Source organism: Aliiroseovarius sp. D2-2, assembly GCF_055809455.1.
On sequence record NZ_CM147913.1, the window covers coordinates 1,205,410 to 1,224,286 of the forward strand.

At 55.1% G+C, this 18,877-nt stretch carries 21 protein-coding genes and 1 pseudogene; 8 read left to right on the top strand and 14 right to left on the bottom strand.

The window, feature by feature from the left end:
- The first annotated feature begins 15 nt into the window (after positions 1-15).
- Genes AC0L6A_RS05970 through AC0L6A_RS05980 form a run of 3 tightly spaced genes read left to right on the top strand, consistent with a single transcriptional unit; the run spans position 16 to position 1,442 of the window.
- The gene (locus AC0L6A_RS05970) at positions 16-750 is read left to right on the top strand and encodes a heme ABC transporter permease (protein WP_473292839.1); all 735 of its coding nucleotides are present in this window, start codon (positions 16-18) and stop codon (positions 748-750) included.
- Entirely contained in the window at positions 743-898 is a 156-nt protein-coding gene (locus AC0L6A_RS05975; protein ID WP_108855700.1) for a heme exporter protein CcmD, read from the top strand. Before AC0L6A_RS05970 ends, AC0L6A_RS05975 begins: the two co-directional genes overlap by 8 nt.
- On the top strand, positions 891-1,442 hold the full coding sequence (locus tag AC0L6A_RS05980) for a DsbE family thiol:disulfide interchange protein (RefSeq protein ID WP_473292840.1): 552 nt from the start codon (positions 891-893) through the stop codon (positions 1,440-1,442). The genes AC0L6A_RS05975 and AC0L6A_RS05980 overlap by 8 nt, the downstream gene beginning before the upstream one ends.
- Positions 1,443-1,774: 332 nt before the next feature.
- On the opposite strand, the gene acnA is transcribed toward AC0L6A_RS05980, so the two are convergent.
- Positions 1,775-4,465 (bottom strand): aconitate hydratase AcnA, encoded by a 2,691-nt coding sequence (acnA, locus tag AC0L6A_RS05985; RefSeq protein WP_473292841.1) that lies wholly within the window; start codon positions 4,463-4,465, stop codon positions 1,775-1,777.
- A gap of 230 nt (positions 4,466-4,695) precedes the next feature.
- Here acnA and AC0L6A_RS05990 point away from each other — a divergent pair, with 230 nt between their 5' ends.
- Complete coding sequence (locus AC0L6A_RS05990; protein ID WP_473292843.1) at positions 4,696-5,427, top strand: DUF1223 domain-containing protein; 732 nt, start codon at positions 4,696-4,698, stop codon at positions 5,425-5,427.
- Here the strand turns inward: AC0L6A_RS05990 and AC0L6A_RS05995 are convergent.
- The 5 genes from AC0L6A_RS05995 to purB all read right to left on the bottom strand — a co-directional run bounded on the left by AC0L6A_RS05995 (position 5,424) and on the right by purB (position 9,586).
- Positions 5,424-6,311, bottom strand: a complete 888-nt coding sequence (locus tag AC0L6A_RS05995) for a lysophospholipid acyltransferase family protein (RefSeq protein WP_473292844.1) — start codon at positions 6,309-6,311, stop codon at positions 5,424-5,426. The genes AC0L6A_RS05990 and AC0L6A_RS05995 overlap by 4 nt on opposite strands.
- 83 nt (positions 6,312-6,394) lie before the next feature.
- Positions 6,395-7,501, bottom strand: coding sequence for a flagellar motor switch protein FliG (locus AC0L6A_RS06000; RefSeq protein WP_473292845.1), 1,107 nt, complete (start codon positions 7,499-7,501; stop codon positions 6,395-6,397).
- A gap of 81 nt (positions 7,502-7,582) precedes the next feature.
- Positions 7,583-7,744, bottom strand: a complete 162-nt coding sequence (locus AC0L6A_RS06005; protein ID WP_473292847.1) for a chitin-binding domain-containing protein — start codon at positions 7,742-7,744, stop codon at positions 7,583-7,585.
- Positions 7,745-7,800: 56 nt separating this feature from the next.
- Positions 7,801-8,214: a DUF4405 domain-containing protein gene (locus tag AC0L6A_RS06010; protein WP_473292848.1), complete on the bottom strand. Its 414-nt coding sequence runs from the start codon at positions 8,212-8,214 to the stop codon at positions 7,801-7,803.
- 64 nt (positions 8,215-8,278) lie between these two features.
- Positions 8,279-9,586 (bottom strand): adenylosuccinate lyase, encoded by a 1,308-nt coding sequence (purB, locus tag AC0L6A_RS06015; RefSeq protein ID WP_473292850.1) that lies wholly within the window; start codon positions 9,584-9,586, stop codon positions 8,279-8,281.
- A gap of 128 nt (positions 9,587-9,714) precedes the next feature.
- Between purB and AC0L6A_RS06020 the strand changes: the two genes are divergently transcribed.
- Positions 9,715-10,131: a DUF6314 family protein gene (locus tag AC0L6A_RS06020; RefSeq protein WP_473292851.1), complete on the top strand. Its 417-nt coding sequence runs from the start codon at positions 9,715-9,717 to the stop codon at positions 10,129-10,131.
- Here AC0L6A_RS06020 and AC0L6A_RS06025 read toward each other — a convergent pair.
- The 5 genes and pseudogenes from AC0L6A_RS06025 to AC0L6A_RS06045 form a co-directional block, all read right to left on the bottom strand.
- Entirely contained in the window at positions 10,128-10,532 is a 405-nt protein-coding gene (locus AC0L6A_RS06025; protein WP_473292853.1) for a VOC family protein, read from the bottom strand. The genes AC0L6A_RS06020 and AC0L6A_RS06025 overlap by 4 nt on opposite strands.
- A gap of 2 nt (positions 10,533-10,534) precedes the next feature.
- Positions 10,535-12,031, bottom strand: coding sequence for a replicative DNA helicase (locus tag AC0L6A_RS06030; protein ID WP_473292854.1), 1,497 nt, complete (start codon positions 12,029-12,031; stop codon positions 10,535-10,537).
- Between the two features lie 172 nt (positions 12,032-12,203).
- Positions 12,204-12,885, bottom strand: a pseudogene (locus AC0L6A_RS06035) (orotate phosphoribosyltransferase).
- 38 nt (positions 12,886-12,923) lie between these two features.
- Positions 12,924-13,964 (bottom strand): dihydroorotase, encoded by a 1,041-nt coding sequence (pyrC, locus tag AC0L6A_RS06040; protein ID WP_473292856.1) that lies wholly within the window; start codon positions 13,962-13,964, stop codon positions 12,924-12,926.
- A gap of 77 nt (positions 13,965-14,041) precedes the next feature.
- A complete protein-coding gene (locus AC0L6A_RS06045) occupies positions 14,042-14,476 on the bottom strand; it encodes a hypothetical protein (protein ID WP_473292857.1) in 435 nt (144 codons plus the stop codon).
- A 126-nt stretch (positions 14,477-14,602) separates the two neighbouring features.
- Here AC0L6A_RS06045 and AC0L6A_RS06050 point away from each other — a divergent pair, with 126 nt between their 5' ends.
- Both AC0L6A_RS06050 and AC0L6A_RS06055 read left to right on the top strand, forming a co-directional pair.
- Positions 14,603-15,151, top strand: coding sequence for a YeeE/YedE thiosulfate transporter family protein (locus AC0L6A_RS06050; RefSeq protein ID WP_473292858.1), 549 nt, complete (start codon positions 14,603-14,605; stop codon positions 15,149-15,151).
- A gap of 3 nt (positions 15,152-15,154) precedes the next feature.
- Positions 15,155-15,739, top strand: coding sequence for a DUF6691 family protein (locus AC0L6A_RS06055; protein WP_473292860.1), 585 nt, complete (start codon positions 15,155-15,157; stop codon positions 15,737-15,739).
- Positions 15,740-15,839: 100 nt separating this feature from the next.
- Here AC0L6A_RS06055 and AC0L6A_RS06060 read toward each other — a convergent pair whose 3' ends face one another.
- Positions 15,840-16,469, bottom strand: a complete 630-nt coding sequence (locus tag AC0L6A_RS06060; RefSeq protein WP_473292861.1) for a trimeric intracellular cation channel family protein — start codon at positions 16,467-16,469, stop codon at positions 15,840-15,842.
- Between the two features lie 110 nt (positions 16,470-16,579).
- Positions 16,580-17,125 (bottom strand): translation initiation factor IF-3, encoded by a 546-nt coding sequence (gene infC, locus AC0L6A_RS06065; protein WP_473293395.1) that lies wholly within the window; start codon positions 17,123-17,125, stop codon positions 16,580-16,582.
- Between the two features lie 213 nt (positions 17,126-17,338).
- Between infC and AC0L6A_RS06070 the strand changes: the two genes are divergently transcribed.
- A complete protein-coding gene (locus AC0L6A_RS06070; RefSeq protein WP_473292863.1) occupies positions 17,339-18,091 on the top strand; it encodes a hypothetical protein in 753 nt (250 codons plus the stop codon).
- Positions 18,092-18,161: 70 nt separating this feature from the next.
- On the opposite strand, the gene AC0L6A_RS06075 is transcribed toward AC0L6A_RS06070, so the two are convergent.
- Positions 18,162-18,875 carry an SOS response-associated peptidase gene (locus tag AC0L6A_RS06075; protein ID WP_473292864.1) on the bottom strand — a complete coding sequence of 238 codons (714 nt, stop codon included), beginning with the start codon at positions 18,873-18,875 and terminating at the stop codon, positions 18,162-18,164.
- Between the last annotated feature and the right edge of the window lie 2 nt (positions 18,876-18,877).

An 18,877-nucleotide genomic window follows, 5' to 3' on the forward strand; every position in this document is an offset into this window, starting at 1 on the left:
CTACAGAGGAAAAACATGTCACTTTGGGAATTCGCAAACCCGGTCAAGTTCATGGCGCTCAGCAGCAAGGTTTTGCCTTGGGTGATTGGCTTATGTGCCGTGACCCTGATCCCTGGATTGATCTGGGGATTCTTCTTCACACCAGAAGCCACTAATTTCGGCAATTCGGTCAAGATCATCTATATCCATGTGCCAAGCGCGATGATGGCGATCAACATCTGGGCGATGATGCTTGTCACCTCGTTGATCTGGATTGTGCGCCGTCACCATGTATCCGTCCGGGCGGCGAAGGCCGCCGCGCTGATCGGTGTGACAATGACAGTGATCGCGTTGATTACCGGCGCAATATGGGGCCAACCTATGTGGGGCACCTATTGGGCGTGGGACCCGCGGCTGACCAGCTTTCTGATCCTGTTTCTGTTTTATCTGGGCTATATGGCGCTTTGGGCGGCCATTGATAACCCTGATACGGCGGCAGATCTGACATCAGTTTTGTGTATCGTTGGTTCGGTTTTTGCCATCCTTAGCCGCTATGCGGTGAACTTCTGGAACCAAGGCCTGCATCAGGGCGCATCACTATCGCTGGACAAGGAAGAGCACGTGTCGAACGTCTACTACCAGCCGCTCTTGTTGTGCATTGCTGGCTTCATCTTGCTGTTTGTAGCCCTTGTTTTGATCCGCACCCGGACCGAGCTGCGCTTGGTTCGCCTGCACCGTTTGGACGTCCGTGAAAGGATGAAAGATGCTTGAACTTGGCAAATATGCAGATGCCATCCTGTCATCATGGGCGATCACTCTCGGACTTTTGATCGCGCTGATCCTTGTGACTTGGCGTCGTTCAGTCCAAGTGAAACAAGAACTGGATGCGGCCGAAGAAAGGGCAAAGCGGAATGACTGAGAAGAAAAAAGGGATTTCTTGGCTTATGATCCTGCCTCCGGTTCTGTTTTTGGGACTGGCATCAATGTTTCTTTGGGGCATGAAGCAAGAAGATCGTGGCGCGTTGCCATCAACCCGTGAAGGCGGGATCGTTCCTACATTGCAGGTCACTGCTTTCGAAGGGGAACCAGGGTTTACACAAGACGATCTGAAATCCGGTGGTGTGAAACTGGTAAACTTCTGGGCCAGCTGGTGCGCACCCTGCCGAGCTGAACACCCAATGTTGGAGAAATTGGCTGAAGAAGGCGTTCAGATCAATGGGATCAACTACAAAGATGACCCCGCCAACGCCAAGCGATTTCTGACCCAATTGGGCAATCCTTATGCAGCGCTGATGACTGATGGCGAAGGCCGCACTGGGCTTGAGTGGGGACTTTACGGAGTTCCGGAAACCTTTGTGATTGCGGCTGACGGCACTGTCGTGAAACGCTTTGCTGGTCCGATTACCGAAGGCATTCTTGAAAGCATCATCCGCCCAGCAATCGCCGAAGCTGAAGCGCGTTAACCTGTAGTGTTCAAGATCGCGATGAAAACCGCGAATGCGGTGAATTCCAGAATTGGAACCGGGATGTTTTTAAGAAAATTACCCACCTGAATTCTGTCCTCAGTTTGGTTGCATTGCTTTGGCGTAAACTTCGCAATTCAATCATTTGATCTATGGTAATGCGTGTTTGCACAGCGATCTAGAACCGTTGGCAAAAACCGATCATTTTCTGACTATTTATTTATCGCAGATTGCTGCCCATCTCAGTGACGCACATCACAGGTTGCTGCGCGTCACCTTTCATTTTTGGTTTTCGAACAACCAGTCCGCCCATTTCTTCCGGCCGACTCATCCTAAGACTTGGCGAGGTCACGCAGCACATAGTGCAGAACACCGCCATTTTCGACGTATTCGACCTCGACTTCAGTATCGATGCGGCACTTCAGGGTGATCTCTTTCACGGTTCCATCTGCATATGTGATTGCGCATGGCACTTCGGACAAGGGTTTCAGATCGCCTTCTAAGCCGGTGATCGAAACGGTTTCGTCCCCTGTCAGGCCTAAGGTTTTACGGGTGTCGCCGCCTGTGAATTCGAACGGGATCACGCCCATACCCACAAGGTTTGAACGATGGATGCGTTCGAAGCTTTCTGCGATCACGGCCTTCACCCCCAAAAGGTTGGTGCCCTTCGCGGCCCAATCACGCGACGAACCCGCGCCATATTGCGCGCCCCCGAAAACGACAAGCGGGGTGCCGTTGGATTGGTGCGCCTTTGCAGCCTCATAGATCGAAACCTGGCCTCCATCCGGTCCTTTCGTATAGCCACCTTCAACGCCTGGCAGCATTTCATTTTTGATGCGGATATTGGCAAATGTGCCGCGCATCATGACCTCATGATTGCCACGCCGTGAGCCGTAAGAGTTGAACTCGCGCGGTTGGACCTGCCGTTCGATCAGGTACTGCCCAGCGGGCGAAGTGGTTGGGAAAGACCCGGCAGGCGAGATATGGTCGGTGGTGATCATATCGCCCAGAACAGCCAGCACCTTTGCCCCGGTGATGTCCGAGATTACGCCCGGTTCCTTCGCCATCCCCTGAAAATACGGCGGGTTCTGGATATAGGTCGATGCGGTGGGCCAGTCATAGGTCTCGGCATCCGTCGTTTGGACCGAACGCCATTTCTCGTCACCTTTGAAGACGTCGGCATATTTGGACTGAAAGGCATCGCGTGTAACGGTCTTTTCGACCAGCTCTGCGATTTCTTGTGTCGAGGGCCAGATATCCGCCAGATAGACATCTTTGCCGTCGTGATCTTGTCCAATTGGATCATTGGTCAGATCGATATCCATTGTTCCTGCCAAGGCATAGGCCACAACCAATGGCGGCGAGGCCAGATAGTTGGCGCGCACATCGGGGCTGATGCGGCCTTCGAAGTTGCGGTTGCCTGACAGAACAGAGGTCGCGACCAAATCACCTTCAGCAATCGCGTCCGACAGCTCTTTCTGGATCGGCCCCGAATTGCCGATGCAGGTGGTGCAGCCATAGCCCACAAGGTTAAAACCGATTTTGTCCAGATCTTCCTGAAGCCCTGCAGCTTCAAGATAAGCGGAGACAACCTGCGATCCGGGGGCCAGAGAGGTCTTGACCCATGGCTTGCGATTCAGGCCCAAGGCGGCGGCTTTGCGGGCAACCAATCCCGCGCCGATCATCACATGTGGGTTTGACGTGTTTGTGCAGGACGTGATCGAGGCGATCACGACGTCACCAGACGAAAGGGTGTAGTCTTCACCAGAAACCGAAACCTCTTTGTCCATGGGGCGCTTGAAGGTTTCAGCCATTTCCTGATGGAAAGCCGCGCGCGCTTCGGTCAGGGCAACATAGTCCTGCGGGCGTTTCGGGCCGGAAATCGCCGGTACGATATCCCCCATATTCAGCTTCAGCGTATCCGTATAAATCGGTGCATAATCCGCATCACGCCACAGCCCATTTTCCTTGGCATAGGCTTCGACCAAGGCAATCCGCGCCTCGTCCCGGCCCGTGGTGCGCATGTAGCGCAAGGTCTCGTTATCAATTGGGAAGAAACCACAGGTGGCGCCGTATTCCGGCGCCATGTTGGCGATCGTGGCACGGTCAGCCAAAGGCAAACGATCCAACCCTTCGCCAAAGAACTCAACGAATTTGCCCACCACGCCTTTTTCGCGCAGCATCTCGACCACTTTCAAAACAAGGTCTGTGCCGGTGGTGCCTTCGCGCATATCTCCGGTCAGTTCAAACCCAATCACTTCTGGGATCAACATTGAAATGGGCTGACCAAGCATGGCTGCTTCGGCTTCGATGCCGCCAACACCCCAGCCAAGAACCGCCAATCCGTTCACCATGGTGGTGTGACTGTCCGTGCCCACCAGCGTGTCGGGATAGGCAACGTCTTCACCGTTTTGGTCCGTGTCGGTCCAAACAGCCTGCGCCAGATATTCCAAGTTGACCTGATGACAGATTCCCGTTCCCGGGGGCACAACACGGAAATTGTTAAACGCCGACTGACCCCATTTCAGGAAAGTATATCGTTCTAGGTTCCGCTCATATTCGCGGTCTACATTCATTTGAAAGGCGCGTGGGGTGCCGAATTCGTCGATCATGACGGAGTGGTCGATGACCAGATCCACCGGCGTAAGTGGGTTGATCTTCTGGGCATCTCCGCCAAGTGCTTTGATCCCATCACGCATCGCTGCCAGATCCACAACGGCGGGCACGCCGGTGAAGTCCTGCATCAAAACGCGGGCAGGGCGATAGGCGATCTCGCGCGGGTTTTGACCGCCATTCGTACCCCATTCTGAAAAGGCTTTGATATCTTCCACGCTGACAGTGCGCCCGTCATCCTCAAAACGAAGTATGTTTTCCAGAACAACCTTCAAGGCGGCAGGCAGGCGTTTGAATGATCCCAACCCTGCAGCTTCGGCTGCTGGAATGGAATAATAGGATACAGTTTTTTCACCTGCTGAAAGGCTACGGCGGGTCTTGGCTGTGTCGGAACCGACTGAAATGGGCATTGGATGGCATCCTTCAAATCACAAAAGGGATTGGCTGTCTTAAGTGAACCGCGAGACGTGACGTTTGCGCAAGGGCTTTGTTTTCACGATTTATTGGCCGCGATAGGGCCCAGAAGGGTGGAAATTCAATCAAAACAGGAAACTGTAACATTTCGCTCGCAAATCCTTGATTGGCAGGTCAGGCGTTGGATCGCTATTTAAAGATCAGAGCAACACTGAAAGAGACATCAATGCGGGCAATTCTGGCGAGTTTGATCAGTATTTTCATTTGTACAGTCGCTGGCGTGGCAACGGCGGGGGACCGATCCGTTGTGGTGGTCGAGCTGTTTACCTCGCAGGGCTGTTCTTCTTGTCCTCCTGCAGATGAGTTTCTTTCCGAACTTGCGCGCCATGACGATATTTTACCGTTGGCCATGCATGTGGATTACTGGGACTATATCGGCTGGAAAGATACCTTTGCACGTCCAGAGCATACGAAGCGGCAAAAGGCTTATGCGTATGGGTTTGGAACCAAATCCATCTACACGCCTCAGATGGTGATCGGAGGATCCGATCAGGCCGTGGGAAGTCACGTCATGAAAGTGATGGAGATCCTTCACAGGCATCAGATGGCCGTCGAGCAGGTTAGCCTGTCAACGCAAGACAGCGCAGACGGTCGGGTCGTGCGCGTGGCAAACATTGCGAATCGCCCGCTGCCGACGCCAGTAGTAGCGCAAATCGTGCTTTTTGCCCCGAAAGCCACTGTGGCCATCAAACGCGGAGAAAACGCGGGCCGTTCGATCACTTCGACAAATATTGTGACCGATGTTCAGGCCTTCGGAAAGTGGGATGGCAAAGGTGAGATTGAGTTTTTGCTTCCAAAACCACTGGCACCCGAAGGCCAAAAAGCCGCGATCATCCTTCAAGCGACACGGATGGGAGACTATCCAGGGGAAATCGTAGCAGCAATCGCGCTGGATTAAGCTTGCGAGCCTTCTGGCATTTGCCAGCGATTATGAATCCACAAAAACTGATCCATGTTCGCGCGCACACGCGCTTCGAAACGATCGTTGAATTCCTGCATCATGGTTTCAGGATCTGAATGCGCGATCGGTTCTTCGACCACCACCTCAAAATCCACGCCGTTCTCTTTTCGGATGGCGAAAATTGGAACGAAAAGTGTGTCGTATTTCAGTGCCATCTCGGCGATGGCAAGTGTTGTCATGGCAGGTTGGCCGAAAAAGCTTAGCTTTGCGCCCTGATCTTCACGCTGGTCCAGAAGGATTGCCAAAAGACCACCTTGGCGAAGATGCTTCACCATGCCGCCCATGCCGCGTCGGGATTGTTCAAAGGCTTTCCCTTCAAACCCCTCCATGCGTTTTTTGTAGCTTTCGTTGAAATAAGCGTTGGACATCGGGCGATATAGCGCCCCGGTATTATAGCCTGATTGGATAAGAACCGCACGTCCGGCATCGTAGTTTCCAAAATGACCTGACGTGGCGATGATTGGTCGCCCATCTGTCTTTGCCTTCTCAAGTGCGGCTACACCGGGGCCTGTCAGATGAGTGTTCTTCATTCTGTTAAAGAAGGTGTCTCCGGACCACATCTCGGCCAGGAAACGCCCAGCATTTGACAGAACAGCATTCTCCATCCGCTTGATTTCGACCTCTGACATGTCTGGGCATGTCAGGGCCAGATTGCGGCGGACACGTTTGTTGTAGCCTGCGACAGGGCCAATAACCCTGGCCGCGAACCAACCAACTACGGGCAGGCGAAGCTTGTACGGCAAAAGTCGAGGCAGGTTCAACACACCCGCCAGCGCCAGATGCGTCAGATAGGGGCCAATCCCGCGTTTTTCTTGCACCATGAGGATGCTCTCCGTCCGTCGCCCAAGCATGGGGCTGGTCGGACACACATAACGGGCGTGGCCAAGCCCTGCAAGAGTTTGACCTAGCCGTCTTCGTCTGGCACAATCAGCGTGATCTCACCCTCAGTTTCAAGCGCGCGGATTTGGGCGATGATTTGGTTCATGGCGGCATCTCCGTCGGCGGGTTTGACACTGCCAAGCTCGGCCATCTCCTCGCGAATCTGCTCGCCAAGCCGTTTTGACATGGCGTCCAGTATATACGTTGCGGCGATTTCCAGATCGCCTGTTGCGGCAGCAAGTGCAGTGACAAGAACCGACTGATCAATATCCTTGGTGACTTTCGGGACGTCGCCGGGTTGAACGCGGTCTGGAATGTTGGCGAACGTGAAGATCGATTTGCGCACGGCACTGGCGAATTCATTGTCTTCCTGATCGAGCCCATCCAACACCTCTTCCCGTGTGGCGACTGGCGAGATGTTTAGGATTGACCCGACCCGTTCGCTGGGATCGCCTTCGAAGGCTTTCGGGGCTTGGGTTCCAAGTTGTTCGGCCAACGAACGGCCAATCCGGTCTACCACGTCCGGAGATATAGTGCTGGTCATGGAAACTGCATAAGCGATCTTGCGCGCGCGTTGCCCAGGCAGCGAACCCAGCAGTTCGGCCGCAACAGAGGTCTTCAGTTTTGAAAGCAGAACCGCCGACACCTCGGCGCTTTCATGTTCGATTAGGGGAAGCAGTTGATCGACGGGGGTGTTCGAAACACTTGCCCATGGATCATGCGCGATCTGAACACCGGACATCTTTCGAACCCGTGCAGCAGTGGCGGGGCTGATTGTACCATCGAGCACTGACAGGGCGTCTTCTAGCCCGCCGGGGAATGACAATCCGATCTCTTCAATCTCGAATACGAATTCATCGATGACGGATTTCAGGGTGGCGCGATCCACGTAACGCATTGTGGACATCTGGTGGACAAGCTCGCCTTGCAAACCGACCGGAAGGTCCTGCAAGGCAATCTCGGCCCCTTCGGCCAGCAACAGACGCACGATGATGGCGGCCTTTTGGCGCTTCGTCAGGCGACGCGGAAGCTGACGCAATGGCGGTGTCAAATCGGCCATAGGATCAGATGCCGGGCCAGACACAATCTGACCCGGACCTTCGCCCAAGATCAGGTCGGTATCTATGGTCATGTCATTTGGCACCGCTTGCCTCCACCTTAATAAAGGGCAGATTGGCAGTTGCGGGTTAAAGTCACCTTTACACAGGAAAGGTTAGACTGATTTTTCGTCGATACAGGCCTGAAGTTTTTCGTTCCAAACCTGCCCTGCTGCGCATGTTGATGCTTCATGCGTGCCGCGGTTGCATTGGCCGGCGGCCGACAGCGTTGGCACAAAGGCCAAGATTGCGGCGCAGAATAGAGTTCTGAATTGCATAGGGACCTCCTTTTCAGAAGGCCCCAAGCATAGCATATTTTTTGGAAACGCTCAAATTAACCCGAAAGCAACCAGTATTCTTTCTTGAAATACTCGTTGAGGTCCACAAGCCAACTGGCGGGGGGCAAATTCAGAATGGCACTTAGCAATAGCACAGCAATGATCGCAAATATCGCCCAGCCTTCGCGGCGATGACCGCTTGGGTGCATCGTTGTTCCCACCACGAAGCCTTTGATTATTGGCCAGTGTAAAACTGTGTGCCAAACCCCAAACAAGATGAATGCGCTTGAGGTCGCCAGATGAACCGCTTCCCAACCTGATCGGGTAAGGCCAAGCAGATGCCAGTCAAGTTGCTTAGCGATTGAGCCACGAGGTGCGATGATCAGCAGCAGACCGCTGATCGCCATGATGACAAATGAAAACCCGACGCCAAAAACAGCAGATGCGCGGGACATTGCGGCGGAAAACATAAGAGCCTCCTTCTTATTCCATCAACAAGATAGGTCAGAAAGAGGCTCTTAGCTTTGCGTTAGATCAGCTTTCGCCGAAGACGCGCTTGAAGATCGTGTCGACATGTTTGGTGTGGTAAACCATGTCGAATTTCTCATTGATGCCATCGACACCAAGGGCTTCAACGACGGCTTCGTCAGCCAAAAGAAGCTCGCGGAAGTCCAGACGTTCTTCCCAAACCTTCAGCGCATTGCGTTGCACCATCGAATAGGCGTCTTCGCGGCTAACACCGGCTTGAGTCAGCGCCAGAAGGACGCGCTGCGACATCACCAGACCTGGGAATTTGTTCATGTTGTCCAGCATGTTGTCGGGGAAGATCAGCATCTTGTCGATCACGCCAGCCAGACGATGCAGAGCGAAGTCCAGCGTGACGGTGGCATCTGGGCCGATGCCGCGTTCGACCGAGCTGTGCGAGATGTCACGCTCGTGCCAAAGTGCCACGTTTTCCATCGCGGGGACCACGGTCATGCGCACCAAGCGCGCCAAACCCGTCAGGTTTTCGGTCAGGACCGGGTTTTTCTTGTGCGGCATGGCCGATGAGCCCTTCTGGCCCATCGAGAAGAACTCGGCACCTTCCAGAACCTCGGTCCGTTGCATGTGGCGGATTTCCACAGCGATATTTTCAATCGACGAAGCGATCACGCCCAGCGTGGCGAAGAACATGGCGTGGCGGTCACGCGGAATGACTTGGGTCGAGATTGGTTCCGGGCGCAGACCCAGTTTCTCACACACATGCTCTTCTACGGCCGGGTCGATGTTGGCAAACGTGCCAACCGCGCCGGAAATCGCGCCAGTGGCCACTTCCCAACGGGCTTTTTCCAGACGGTTCTTGTTGCGGTCCATTTCAGCGTAAAAGCGTGCGAAGGTCAGGCCCATGGTGGTGGGTTCTGCGTGGATGCCGTGGCTGCGGCCAACGCGTACGGTGTCTTTATGCTCCAGCGCGCGTTTCTTCAGGGCTGCAAGCAATTTGTCCATGCCAACAAGCAGCAGATCCGAGGCACGCACCAGCTGTACGTTCAGGCAGGTATCCAACACGTCGGAAGATGTCATGCCCTGATGGACAAAACGGGCTTCATCGCTGCCCACATGTTCGGCAAGGTGGGTCAGGAACGCGATGACGTCATGCTTGGTGACGGCTTCAATTTCGTCAATGCGAGCCACGTCGAATTCAACGTCTTTGGCTTTCCAAACGGCATCCGCGTTTTCGCGCGGGATTACGCCCAGATCGGCCATTGCGTCGCAGGCATGCGCCTCGATCTCGTACCAGATTTTGAACTTGGTTTCGGGCGACCAGATGGCGACCATGTCGGGGCGGGCGTAACGAGGGATCATCGGCGAAGCCTTTTTCGTTTGGTTGGCAGTCGCGTTTCTCATAAACTGCCGCGATGCAGCGAACAAGAGAAGCGTGCCGGGATTGGACGTACGATGGCTATGTTTGCGACGATAATGGGGTGTCTAAGGTGAAAATCACCGATTTTCTTGGAAACTGGAAGATTGCCCGCGAGATTGTCGAGAAATCGGGCGAGACCCATCACCTGACAGGCGTTGCGGAGTTTACGCAGGCTGCGGATGGGCTGACGTATCGCGAAGAAGGGCAGCTTGTGACCGCCACAGGTGCAAAATTTGCGGCCAGCCGGATGTACCATTGGCGCGACGCAGGAAATGGCCGTGTTCAGGTGTTGTTTGAAGACGAGCGAGAGTTTCACAATTTCGATCTTGCTGGCGACAAAACCACCGATCAGCACTGGTGTGACCCGGATAGGTATCACGTTTCCTACAATCTTTCGGATTGGCCCGATTGGTCTTCAGTCTGGTCTGTAACTGGACCGCGCAAGGATTACCGGATGGCGACCCTTTATCGACGGTCGGGGGTTTAGTCGTAAACGCTGACCTGACCATCTGTCTGTGCGCGGTAGTGCGCAAGGCGGGACGCAAGATCGCCATGATGAAGTTCCAGCTTGTGCCCATCAGGATCGCAGAAATAAAGCGACACTCCTTCAGAGCTGTTGTCCTGCCAAAGTTCAGCGTGACCCCTGATCTGGCTGGAAAGCGTTGGGAAATCGGCGGCGTTACAGGTCAAAGCGATATGGGTGTAGTCTTGTCGGGATGGGATTGGCGCATCTGAAAGGGACAGGCAGAGCCACAGCTCACCCAGCTCAAGGTAAGCGCCGCGTGGCCAGTCTGCGCGCAGAGTGCCGCCCAGAATTTCCGTGTAAAACCAAATGGATCGCGGAAGGTCTGTCACCGCAAGAGTGATGTGGTTCACCCCGGTAATCATGATCAAAATTCGTCGCTTGGCCCTTGCTGCCACGCTTTGACAAGGTTGCCAAAACGGGTGAACTGAGCTTCGAAGGACAGCTCGACCGTGCCGATGGGGCCGTGACGTTGCTTGCCAATGATAAGCTCGGCTTTGCCATGCAAGCTGGACATTTCTTCCTGCCACGATGCCATGCGGTCCAGCTCGTGATCGCCGGGCTTTTCGCGTTCCTTGTAGTATTCCTCGCGGAACACAAACATGACCACATCGGCGTCCTGCTCGATCGAGCCCGATTCACGCAGGTCCGACAGCTGGGGACGTTTGTCGTCGCGGCTTTCCACCTGACGCGACAGCTGGGACAGCGCGATCACAGGGATGTTCAACTCTTTGGCGATGGCCTTCATGCCCATCGAAATCTCAGCGATCTCGTTCACGCGATTTTCAGCCATACCGCGGCAAAGCTGCAAATAGTCGATGATCAGAAGGTCCAGCCCGTGGGTCCGTTTCAAGCGGCGCGCGCGGGCGGCAAGCTGGCTGATCGGCAGGGCGGGCGTGTCGTCAATGAAAAGCGGGCAGCTTTCCAAATCCTTGGCGGCTTGTACGAAACGGCGAAACTCACCTTCATCCATGTCGCCCTGACGGATTTTGTGGGACGAGATTTCGGAGGCTTCTGCCAGAATACGACCGGCGAGCTGTTCGGCCGACATCTCGAGCGAGAAGAAGCCGACCACACCGCCCGAAATGGCACCTTCAGTACCATCAGGTTTGGTGCCCTTTTTATAGGCCTTGGCCACGTTAAACGCGATGTTTGTGGCAAGCGAGGTTTTCCCCATCGAGGGTCGACCAGCAAGGATCAACAGATCAGATGGGTGAAGGCCCCCCAGCTTGGTGTCCATGTCCATAAGGCCGGTCGAGATGCCTGCCATCCCGCCTTCACGCTGATAGGCGGCATTGGCAACTTGAACGGCTTCGGTCACGGCTTTCAGAAAGCTTTGAAAACCTGATTCAGTTTGTCCGGCTTCCCCGAGCTTATAAAGCGCTTGTTCGGCTTCGACGATCTGCTCTTTTGGCTCGGATGCGATGTCGACTTTCTGCGCCTTGGCCGCAATGTCCTGACCCAGCTGGATCAGTTCCCGGCGGATCGCCAGATCATAGATCATCTGCGCATAGTCGCGGGCGGCGAAGCTGGAAATCGCAGCGCCTGCAAGACGTGCCAGATAGGCGGGGCCGCCCAGTTCTTTCAGGCCCTCGTCATCCTCCATGAACGCTTTCAGCGTCACGGGGCTTGCAAGCGCGTTTTTGGAAATTCGGCTGGATGCAATTTCCCAGATGCGTGCGTGCACGGGCTCGTAGAAATGACCGGCAGTGATGATTGCCGCGACACGGTCAAACACGTCATTGTTGGTCAGAATTGCACCAAGAAGCTGTTGTTCAGCCTCGATGTGGTGGGGCAGTGCATCCTGCACATCTGCAGTTGCATCGGGCTGACCGCCTTGCGGAATGGTGCTGATTTCGTTCATGCCTGCTGCCTGCAATTTCCCCTAGGCCCCTTTTCTACGTTGGAGCAATCGTTAACGCAAAATGTATGTTCCTGTGGGAAACCTGTGGATAACACAGATGCTCAGGAAACTCACGCAACCCTACCATATATGGCTGGTTTACGCGAGGTTTGGCCTAAATACGGTGTGTGATTTAGGATTTCATCCGTTCAGCTTGCCAACCGCGTGGATCATTTAAGAAGCGTTCAACTTCGTCGAGAGTCTCGGTCGAGAACGCGCCTTGGGCCTTCGCTTCGGCCAGAACATCCCACCACGTGCAGAGGTGAATAAGTTGAACACCATGATCAGACAGCGTTTTTTCCGTCTCAGGGAAAATGTCGTAATAGAAGATGACGGCCGTCGCGCCGCAGGTCGCGCCGGTATCGCGAATCGCATCTACGAAAGACAGCTTAGAGCCGCCATCGGTGGTCAGATACCTCAACCAGAAGCACGCGCTGTCCCTCGCTCATCGCGCCTTCAATCCGTGCATTCTTGCCGTAGCCCTTCGGCTTCTTGCGCACATATGTCATCGGCAGCGCCAGACGTTCAGCGACCCATGCGCCGATGGGAATGCCCGCTGTTTCACCACCTGCGATGTTGTCAAATGCCTCGAACCCAGCATCACGCATAATCGTGACGGTCATGAAATCCATCAGCGTCGAGCGGATGCGCGGGAAGCTGATCAGTTTACGGCAGTCGATATAGGACGGGCTGGGAAGGCCCGAAGCCAATGTGAAAGGCTCGTCCGTGTTGAAGTTCACCGCGCCGATTTCCAGAAGCATCCGGGCGGTCAGGCGGGCGATTTCTTCTTTCGCGGGGAAAGTAGAGGGGATCATGGGCAGCGGTCCTCGTTATGTGTGGTCGGGCAGCAGGTTTAGGCGTCGACGCGCCAGTGGAGCGGGAAGCCGGGGTCGAATGTTGTGACGGTGTGATCGCCAGCCTGCAATGTTTCGGGATAGGTAACCGGGTCGCCTTTGGTAAGGGTGATCGTGTCTTCGTTCACGGGCAGTCCGTAGAAGGCAGGGCCGTGAAGTGAAACGAAGCCCTCAAGCTTGTCCAATGCGCCCTCTGCTTCGAAGGTCTCGGCGAGGATCGACAGGGCATTGGGCGCGGTGAAACACCCAGCAGAGCAACATTCGCTTTCTTTGGCGTGCGTCGGGTGCGGGGCACTGTCTGTTCCAAGGAAGTAGCGCGGATCGCCCGACGTGGCTGCGGCGATAAGCGCTTCACGGTGTTCGCGACGTTTCAAGATCGGCAGGCAGTAGTAATGCGGGCGCATGCCGCCGACCAGCATGTCGTTTCGGTCAAGGATCAGGTGCTGCACCGTGATGGTTGCGCCAAGTTTGGTGTCATTGGCTTTGACATAGTCGGCGCCGTCTTTGGTGGTGATGTGCTCCATCACCACACGCAGCTCTGGTGTGGTGCGTCGGACCGGGTCCAGCACGCGGTCGATGAACACGGCTTCGCGGTCAAAGATGTCGATATCTTTGTCAGTGACTTCGCCATGTACACAAAGCGGGCAACCGATCTCGGCCATTTTTTCCAGCACCGGGCGGATCTTGTCGAAGTCCTGCACCCCGCTTGAGGAATTCGTCGTGGCCCCAGCAGGATAGAGCTTCACCGACGTGATCAGGCCCGATGCATGGGCCGCGGCCAAATCTTCCGGATCCGTTTCTTCGGTCAGGTAGAGCGTCATCAAAGGCTCGAACGACATGCCTTGGGGCAGGGCGCTCATGATACGGTCGCGATAAGCGCTGGCATCTGCGCCGGTCACCACAGGCGGAACCAGGTTCGGCATGATGATGGCACGGGCAAAATGACGTGCTGTTTCGGGCAGGACGGTCTTTAGCATCTCGCCATCGCGCAGATGCAGGTGCCAGTCGTCGGGGCGGCGGATCGTAAGTGTTTGGGTCATCGGAACAGGGCATAGCGCAGCCCCGCGCGGCGATCCAGTAGAAACCGTGTCACATGGGCACAGAAGATGCCCAAATCTTAGATCAAGCGGGTATCAGCCGCTTGGACACCAGCATTCTGGAATTTTTTAGTGTGCTGAGTTTGCTGCTGCACCGGCTGATCACACAACGTGTCCGAATTAGGTGATGTCGAGATCAGCGTCCTGCGCTCGTCTCGATAAAATTTGCTATTGGCCAGAACAGCTTGAGGCAGCTTTGCGGTGTCGAATTCACGTTTCTTATGCTGAATAATCGAAACGCTGTGCGTTGTGCCAACAAGGTCCGTTTCCAACGCATCCTCACGAAAGAAACGGCGCAGTTCATCTTCGCGTTGATGCAGGCGCGAAAGTTCGGCCCTGATCTGGGCCAGCTCGTCTGCCGGGTGAAGGGGGGTAACCTGCGCTTCACCACAGGGATGCGTGGCTTGGGGAAGGACAAGGGGTGTGCCGGTCAATGGGGTGCGAATCTGTTTCATGAAACCAGCATGCTCTCACCTTGGTTAAAGCGGGTTTAACCAAGGTCGAGTTTTCACGGCCTTGACTTTCATCCGATTTGCAACGAAAACATATTCGTAAATACGAATATAAAAGGGGGATGACCCATGACATTAAACTGGAAAATTGGAGGGGTGGCGCTGGGCTTGGTGTTCTTTCTTGCTGTCCTTCTGGTCAAACCAATCGGAGTGTCCACACAGTTCGTGATCCTTGATGGGATCGTTGCGGATGTTGTGAACCCTGAATTGGTGACCAAAACTGAAGAGGGCTACAGCTCAACCAATGCCTATCTTGCCAAGTCAAACGGCAAATACGCGAAATCGGTCATGAATCCGCTGAACTACAGCTTCGTTTTCGTCCTTGCGATAATGGCGGGCGCGTTCCTGTCTGCCATGATGCGTGGCGGGAATGGTGCGGATGAGAACAAACTGCCCGCAATTCACTATGACAACTTTGGGGACACCCCGATGAAGCGTTACGTAATTGCCTTCATCGGTGGGTTCATAGTTCTTTACGGCGCGCGATTGGCCGGAGGTTGTACCTCGGGCCATATGATGTCGGGCATGATGCAGACATCTCTGTCAGGCTACATCTTCGCTGCTGGCGCCTTTGCCGCGGCCGTGCCTGTCGCCATGATGACCTACAAGAAAGGATAAACCATGCAGATTGTTCTTGCTCTTATAATTGGTGCGGCGTTCGGCTTTGTCCTTGATCGCATCGGCGCTACCAACCCTACAGTCCTGATCCGCATGCTGAGCCTGCGCTCGTTGGGCCTGATGAAAGCCATCTTGCTGGCCATCGGTGTCGGATCAGTCCTGATGTTTGGCGGCCAAATTACGGGCCTTGTCGACGTAGGCCATATGTCGGTTAAAGCCGCCTATGCTGGTGTCTTTGTGGGTGGACTGTTGCTTGGCGCTGGCTGGGCGCTTTCGGGTTTCTGCCCCGGTACAGGGGTCGCTGCCGCCGCAACTGGCCGCAAAGACGCACTGTTCTTCATACTGGGCGGTTTGCTGGGCGCTGCTGCCTATATGGTTACCTATCCTGCTGTGAAAGCCACTGGCATGCTTGACGCTATCGCTGGCGGCAAAGTGACGCTGGGAGCAGTGCCGGGAGCGAAATATGAGGGACTCATGGCTTTGCCCGGTGACGTGCTGGGCATCGTTCTGGGGTTGATCTTTATCGCCGTGGCATTTGCGGTACCTGATGCCCCGCGCGGGGATGCGATCCCAACCCCTGCAGAGTAATTGGTTGTTCAAATAGACCAAACAAAGGGGCCGCCAAGCGCGGCCCTTTCCTTTACTTGGAATTGATGAAGCGCCCACGTGTGGCGAAGCAGCCCCCCGATTAAGGCGCGTCCGACGCTCTTTGCGAGCTTGCACGCGCGAGTATGATAACGCGCGCCAAAAGCATGCTGATAAAACTCACTGCCAGGGCGGGAGTTTCCCCCATTGTCGGCAGCAACAAGATGAACAAGCCGCCACCAACCAACGAGATCGTGGCGTAAAGATCCTCTTTCAACAGGCTGGGGGTCATGTTGCACAACAGATCGCGGATCATTCCGCCTGCTGTGCCGGTAATGCAGCCCAGAACGATGGCCATCAGGGGATGCACATCTGCGGATAATGCGACCTGAAGGCCGGTCAGGGTAAACAGTGCTAATCCGATTGCATCCAGATGCAATAGCATGTTCAGGCGTTGCCCATTGCCCGAAGGCATTCGACTGGCCAGCAAGAAACCCAGAAGAGCCACCGGGATCGCAGCCATCATATAACGCAAATCGTTGATCCAGAAGACGGGGGTGATGCCAAGAAATAGGTCGCGCAACGTCCCGCCGCCCATGCCGGTCGCAATCGCCAGAACGGTTGCTCCGAACGCATCCATTTCAGCGCGGTGCGCCTGAATCGACGCTGACGCCGCCATGACAGCGGTCGCAAGCAAGGTGAGTGGCAAAATGATGAACGACAGATCTTCCATACGGCCAACTTACCCAAGCTGCGGAAGATGGGGAAGCCACCGAATGCTTAGCCCAAACAAAAAACGCCCCGCAGGTGCAGGGCGTTTTGAATTCTTGATAGGTGAGAAGGTTACTTGGGCAGAGGCCCGATCATCATAACCATCTGGCGACCTTCCATCTTGGGCATGTTTTCCACTTTGCCCATTTCCTTGATGTCGTCGGCTACGCGGTGCAAAAGCTCGCGTCCAAGGTTCTGGTGGGCCATTTCACGGCCACGGAAACGCAGGGTCACTTTGACCTTGTCGCCGTTCTCAAGAAACTTAAACACGTTGCGCATTTTAACGTCGTAGTCGTGGGTATCAGTGTTCGGACGGAACTTGACCTCTTTGACCTCGATCGTCTTTTGCTTTTTGCGAGCTTCGGATTCGCGCTTTTGCTGTTCATATTTGAACTTGCCGAAATCCATGATCTTACAGACGGGCGGATTGGCATTGGGCGAGATCTCGACCAGATCCAAACCTGCTTCTTGTGCCATAACTAGCGCACGCTCGGGTGTTACAACCCCAACGTTTTCGCCTTCAGCGCCAATCAGGCGGATTTCTGGATTCCGGATACGATCATTGATGCGTGGGCCGGTGTCGCGCGTCGGGGGCGCGTTATGAGGTCTGCGGGCTATGGTGCCATTCCTTCTGTGGTTTCGCTAAGTTCTGGATGCGAAACGTAAAGGTGCGCTGCCCCTGTTTCAAGCCGATAGTTTGGGGTTTCTAAGCGTTTTGATGCCGAAACAACGAAACTCCCCTTGCACCTACAGGGCTGAGACCGCACATCCCGGTTATATCGCAAGGTCGATTCAGTGATCTTGTGCAAATGACAAGTTGAGGATGTCGACATGAACAAATCCATTATCGCGATTCTGGTTGTAGCTGCCGCTGCTTTCGGTGGGTACAAGTGGTATGAAGGCAATCAAGCCAAAATGGTCGCTGAAGAAGCGGCTGCCACCGCCGCTGCCGAGGTCGAAGCCGCTGAAGCCGCCGCCGCTGAGGCCGCCGCAACCGCAGAAGCAGAAGCAAAAGCTGCCGAAGAGGCCGCCGCCGCTGAAGCCGCTGCTGCTGAAGAAGCAGCGGTTGCTGCCGCTGAGGCTGCTGCTGCCGAAGCAACCGCAGCCGCCGAAGCTGCTGCTGCCGCTGCAACAGAAGCTGCAAGCACTGCTGTAGAAGGCGCGATGGAAGCTGTTGGTGACGCCGTGACTGGTGTTGTAGGTGAAAGCGAAGCTGTCACTGAAGCTCTGGGTGCTGCAACGCAAGCTGCGACCGAAGCCGTAACCGGCGCTGTTGAAGGCGCTGCTACTTCGGCCACCGAAGCTGTAACCGGCGCAGCCGCTGAGCCTGCCGCTGAAGAAGCCGCAGCTGCTACTGAAGAAGCAACCGAAGCCGCTACCGAAGAAGCTGGTGCGATGGACATGAACAAAGACCTGCTGACCCCAGAAGGTTTTGATGCAGCGAAAGTTGGCGAGATGATCGACGGCTCGAACCTGGATGACGCAACCAAAATGGCACTGAAAACTGCTGCTGATGCAGCCGCCAACAACCCGGCGATCCTTCAGGCTGCTCTGGATCAGATCAAAGGTGCCTTGGGCATGTGATCTTACGATCAAACCAATATGAATACGCCGTGCAGAGAATCTGCGCGGCGTTTTTTGTTTTGCTGGCGGATTAGTCCCCGAAGTCGAAACTGCCAGCGCCAACCGGCTCGATCAGTTCGGGGCCGTCGTCCTTCATACCAAACTTTGCAACATGCTGGGTTTGGAAGCGTCCAGTCCAGTGCGTGCCAAACTGTGCGCGTATCTCGTCGTCAGGCGCGCCATGATCAAGCCACAGCCCGGCTTCTTCTGCCGATAGAAGGACTGGCATGCGCGGATGAAGGTCGTGGATTTCTGGTAGCGCAGGGCGGGTCAGGATTGTGCAGGTCTGTTGCCCACCCGAAAGCTCGCTTCGCAGTCCTGCAAACAACATCACAGGATGGTTCTGTTTCAGGTGAACATAGTTCGGTTGCCGATCTGACTTGGGGCCGCTCCATTCGTAATACCCCATTGCCGGGACCAAACAGCGAGTATGGCGCCAAGCTTCGCGGAAGGTGGGTTTTTCGTGGGCGGTTTCGATCTTGGCGTTGAACGTGGTGGCCTTCCAGTCTTCAGGCGGACCTTTGAACCAGTGGGGCACAAGCCACCAACGTGCGGTCGAGGCCACAAGGTTTTCGCCCTGCGGAAAAAGGATATTCACCTGTTGCGTAGGTTTGACATTGTAACCCGTCGCCGCCGGCGGTGCATCGCTTGCAATCACCACCGAACGGGATGGATAGATAAACCCCTCGATAATGGCCGCCATCTGGGCCTGTGTCATGTCGCCTGCGATTAATCTTCCACACATCG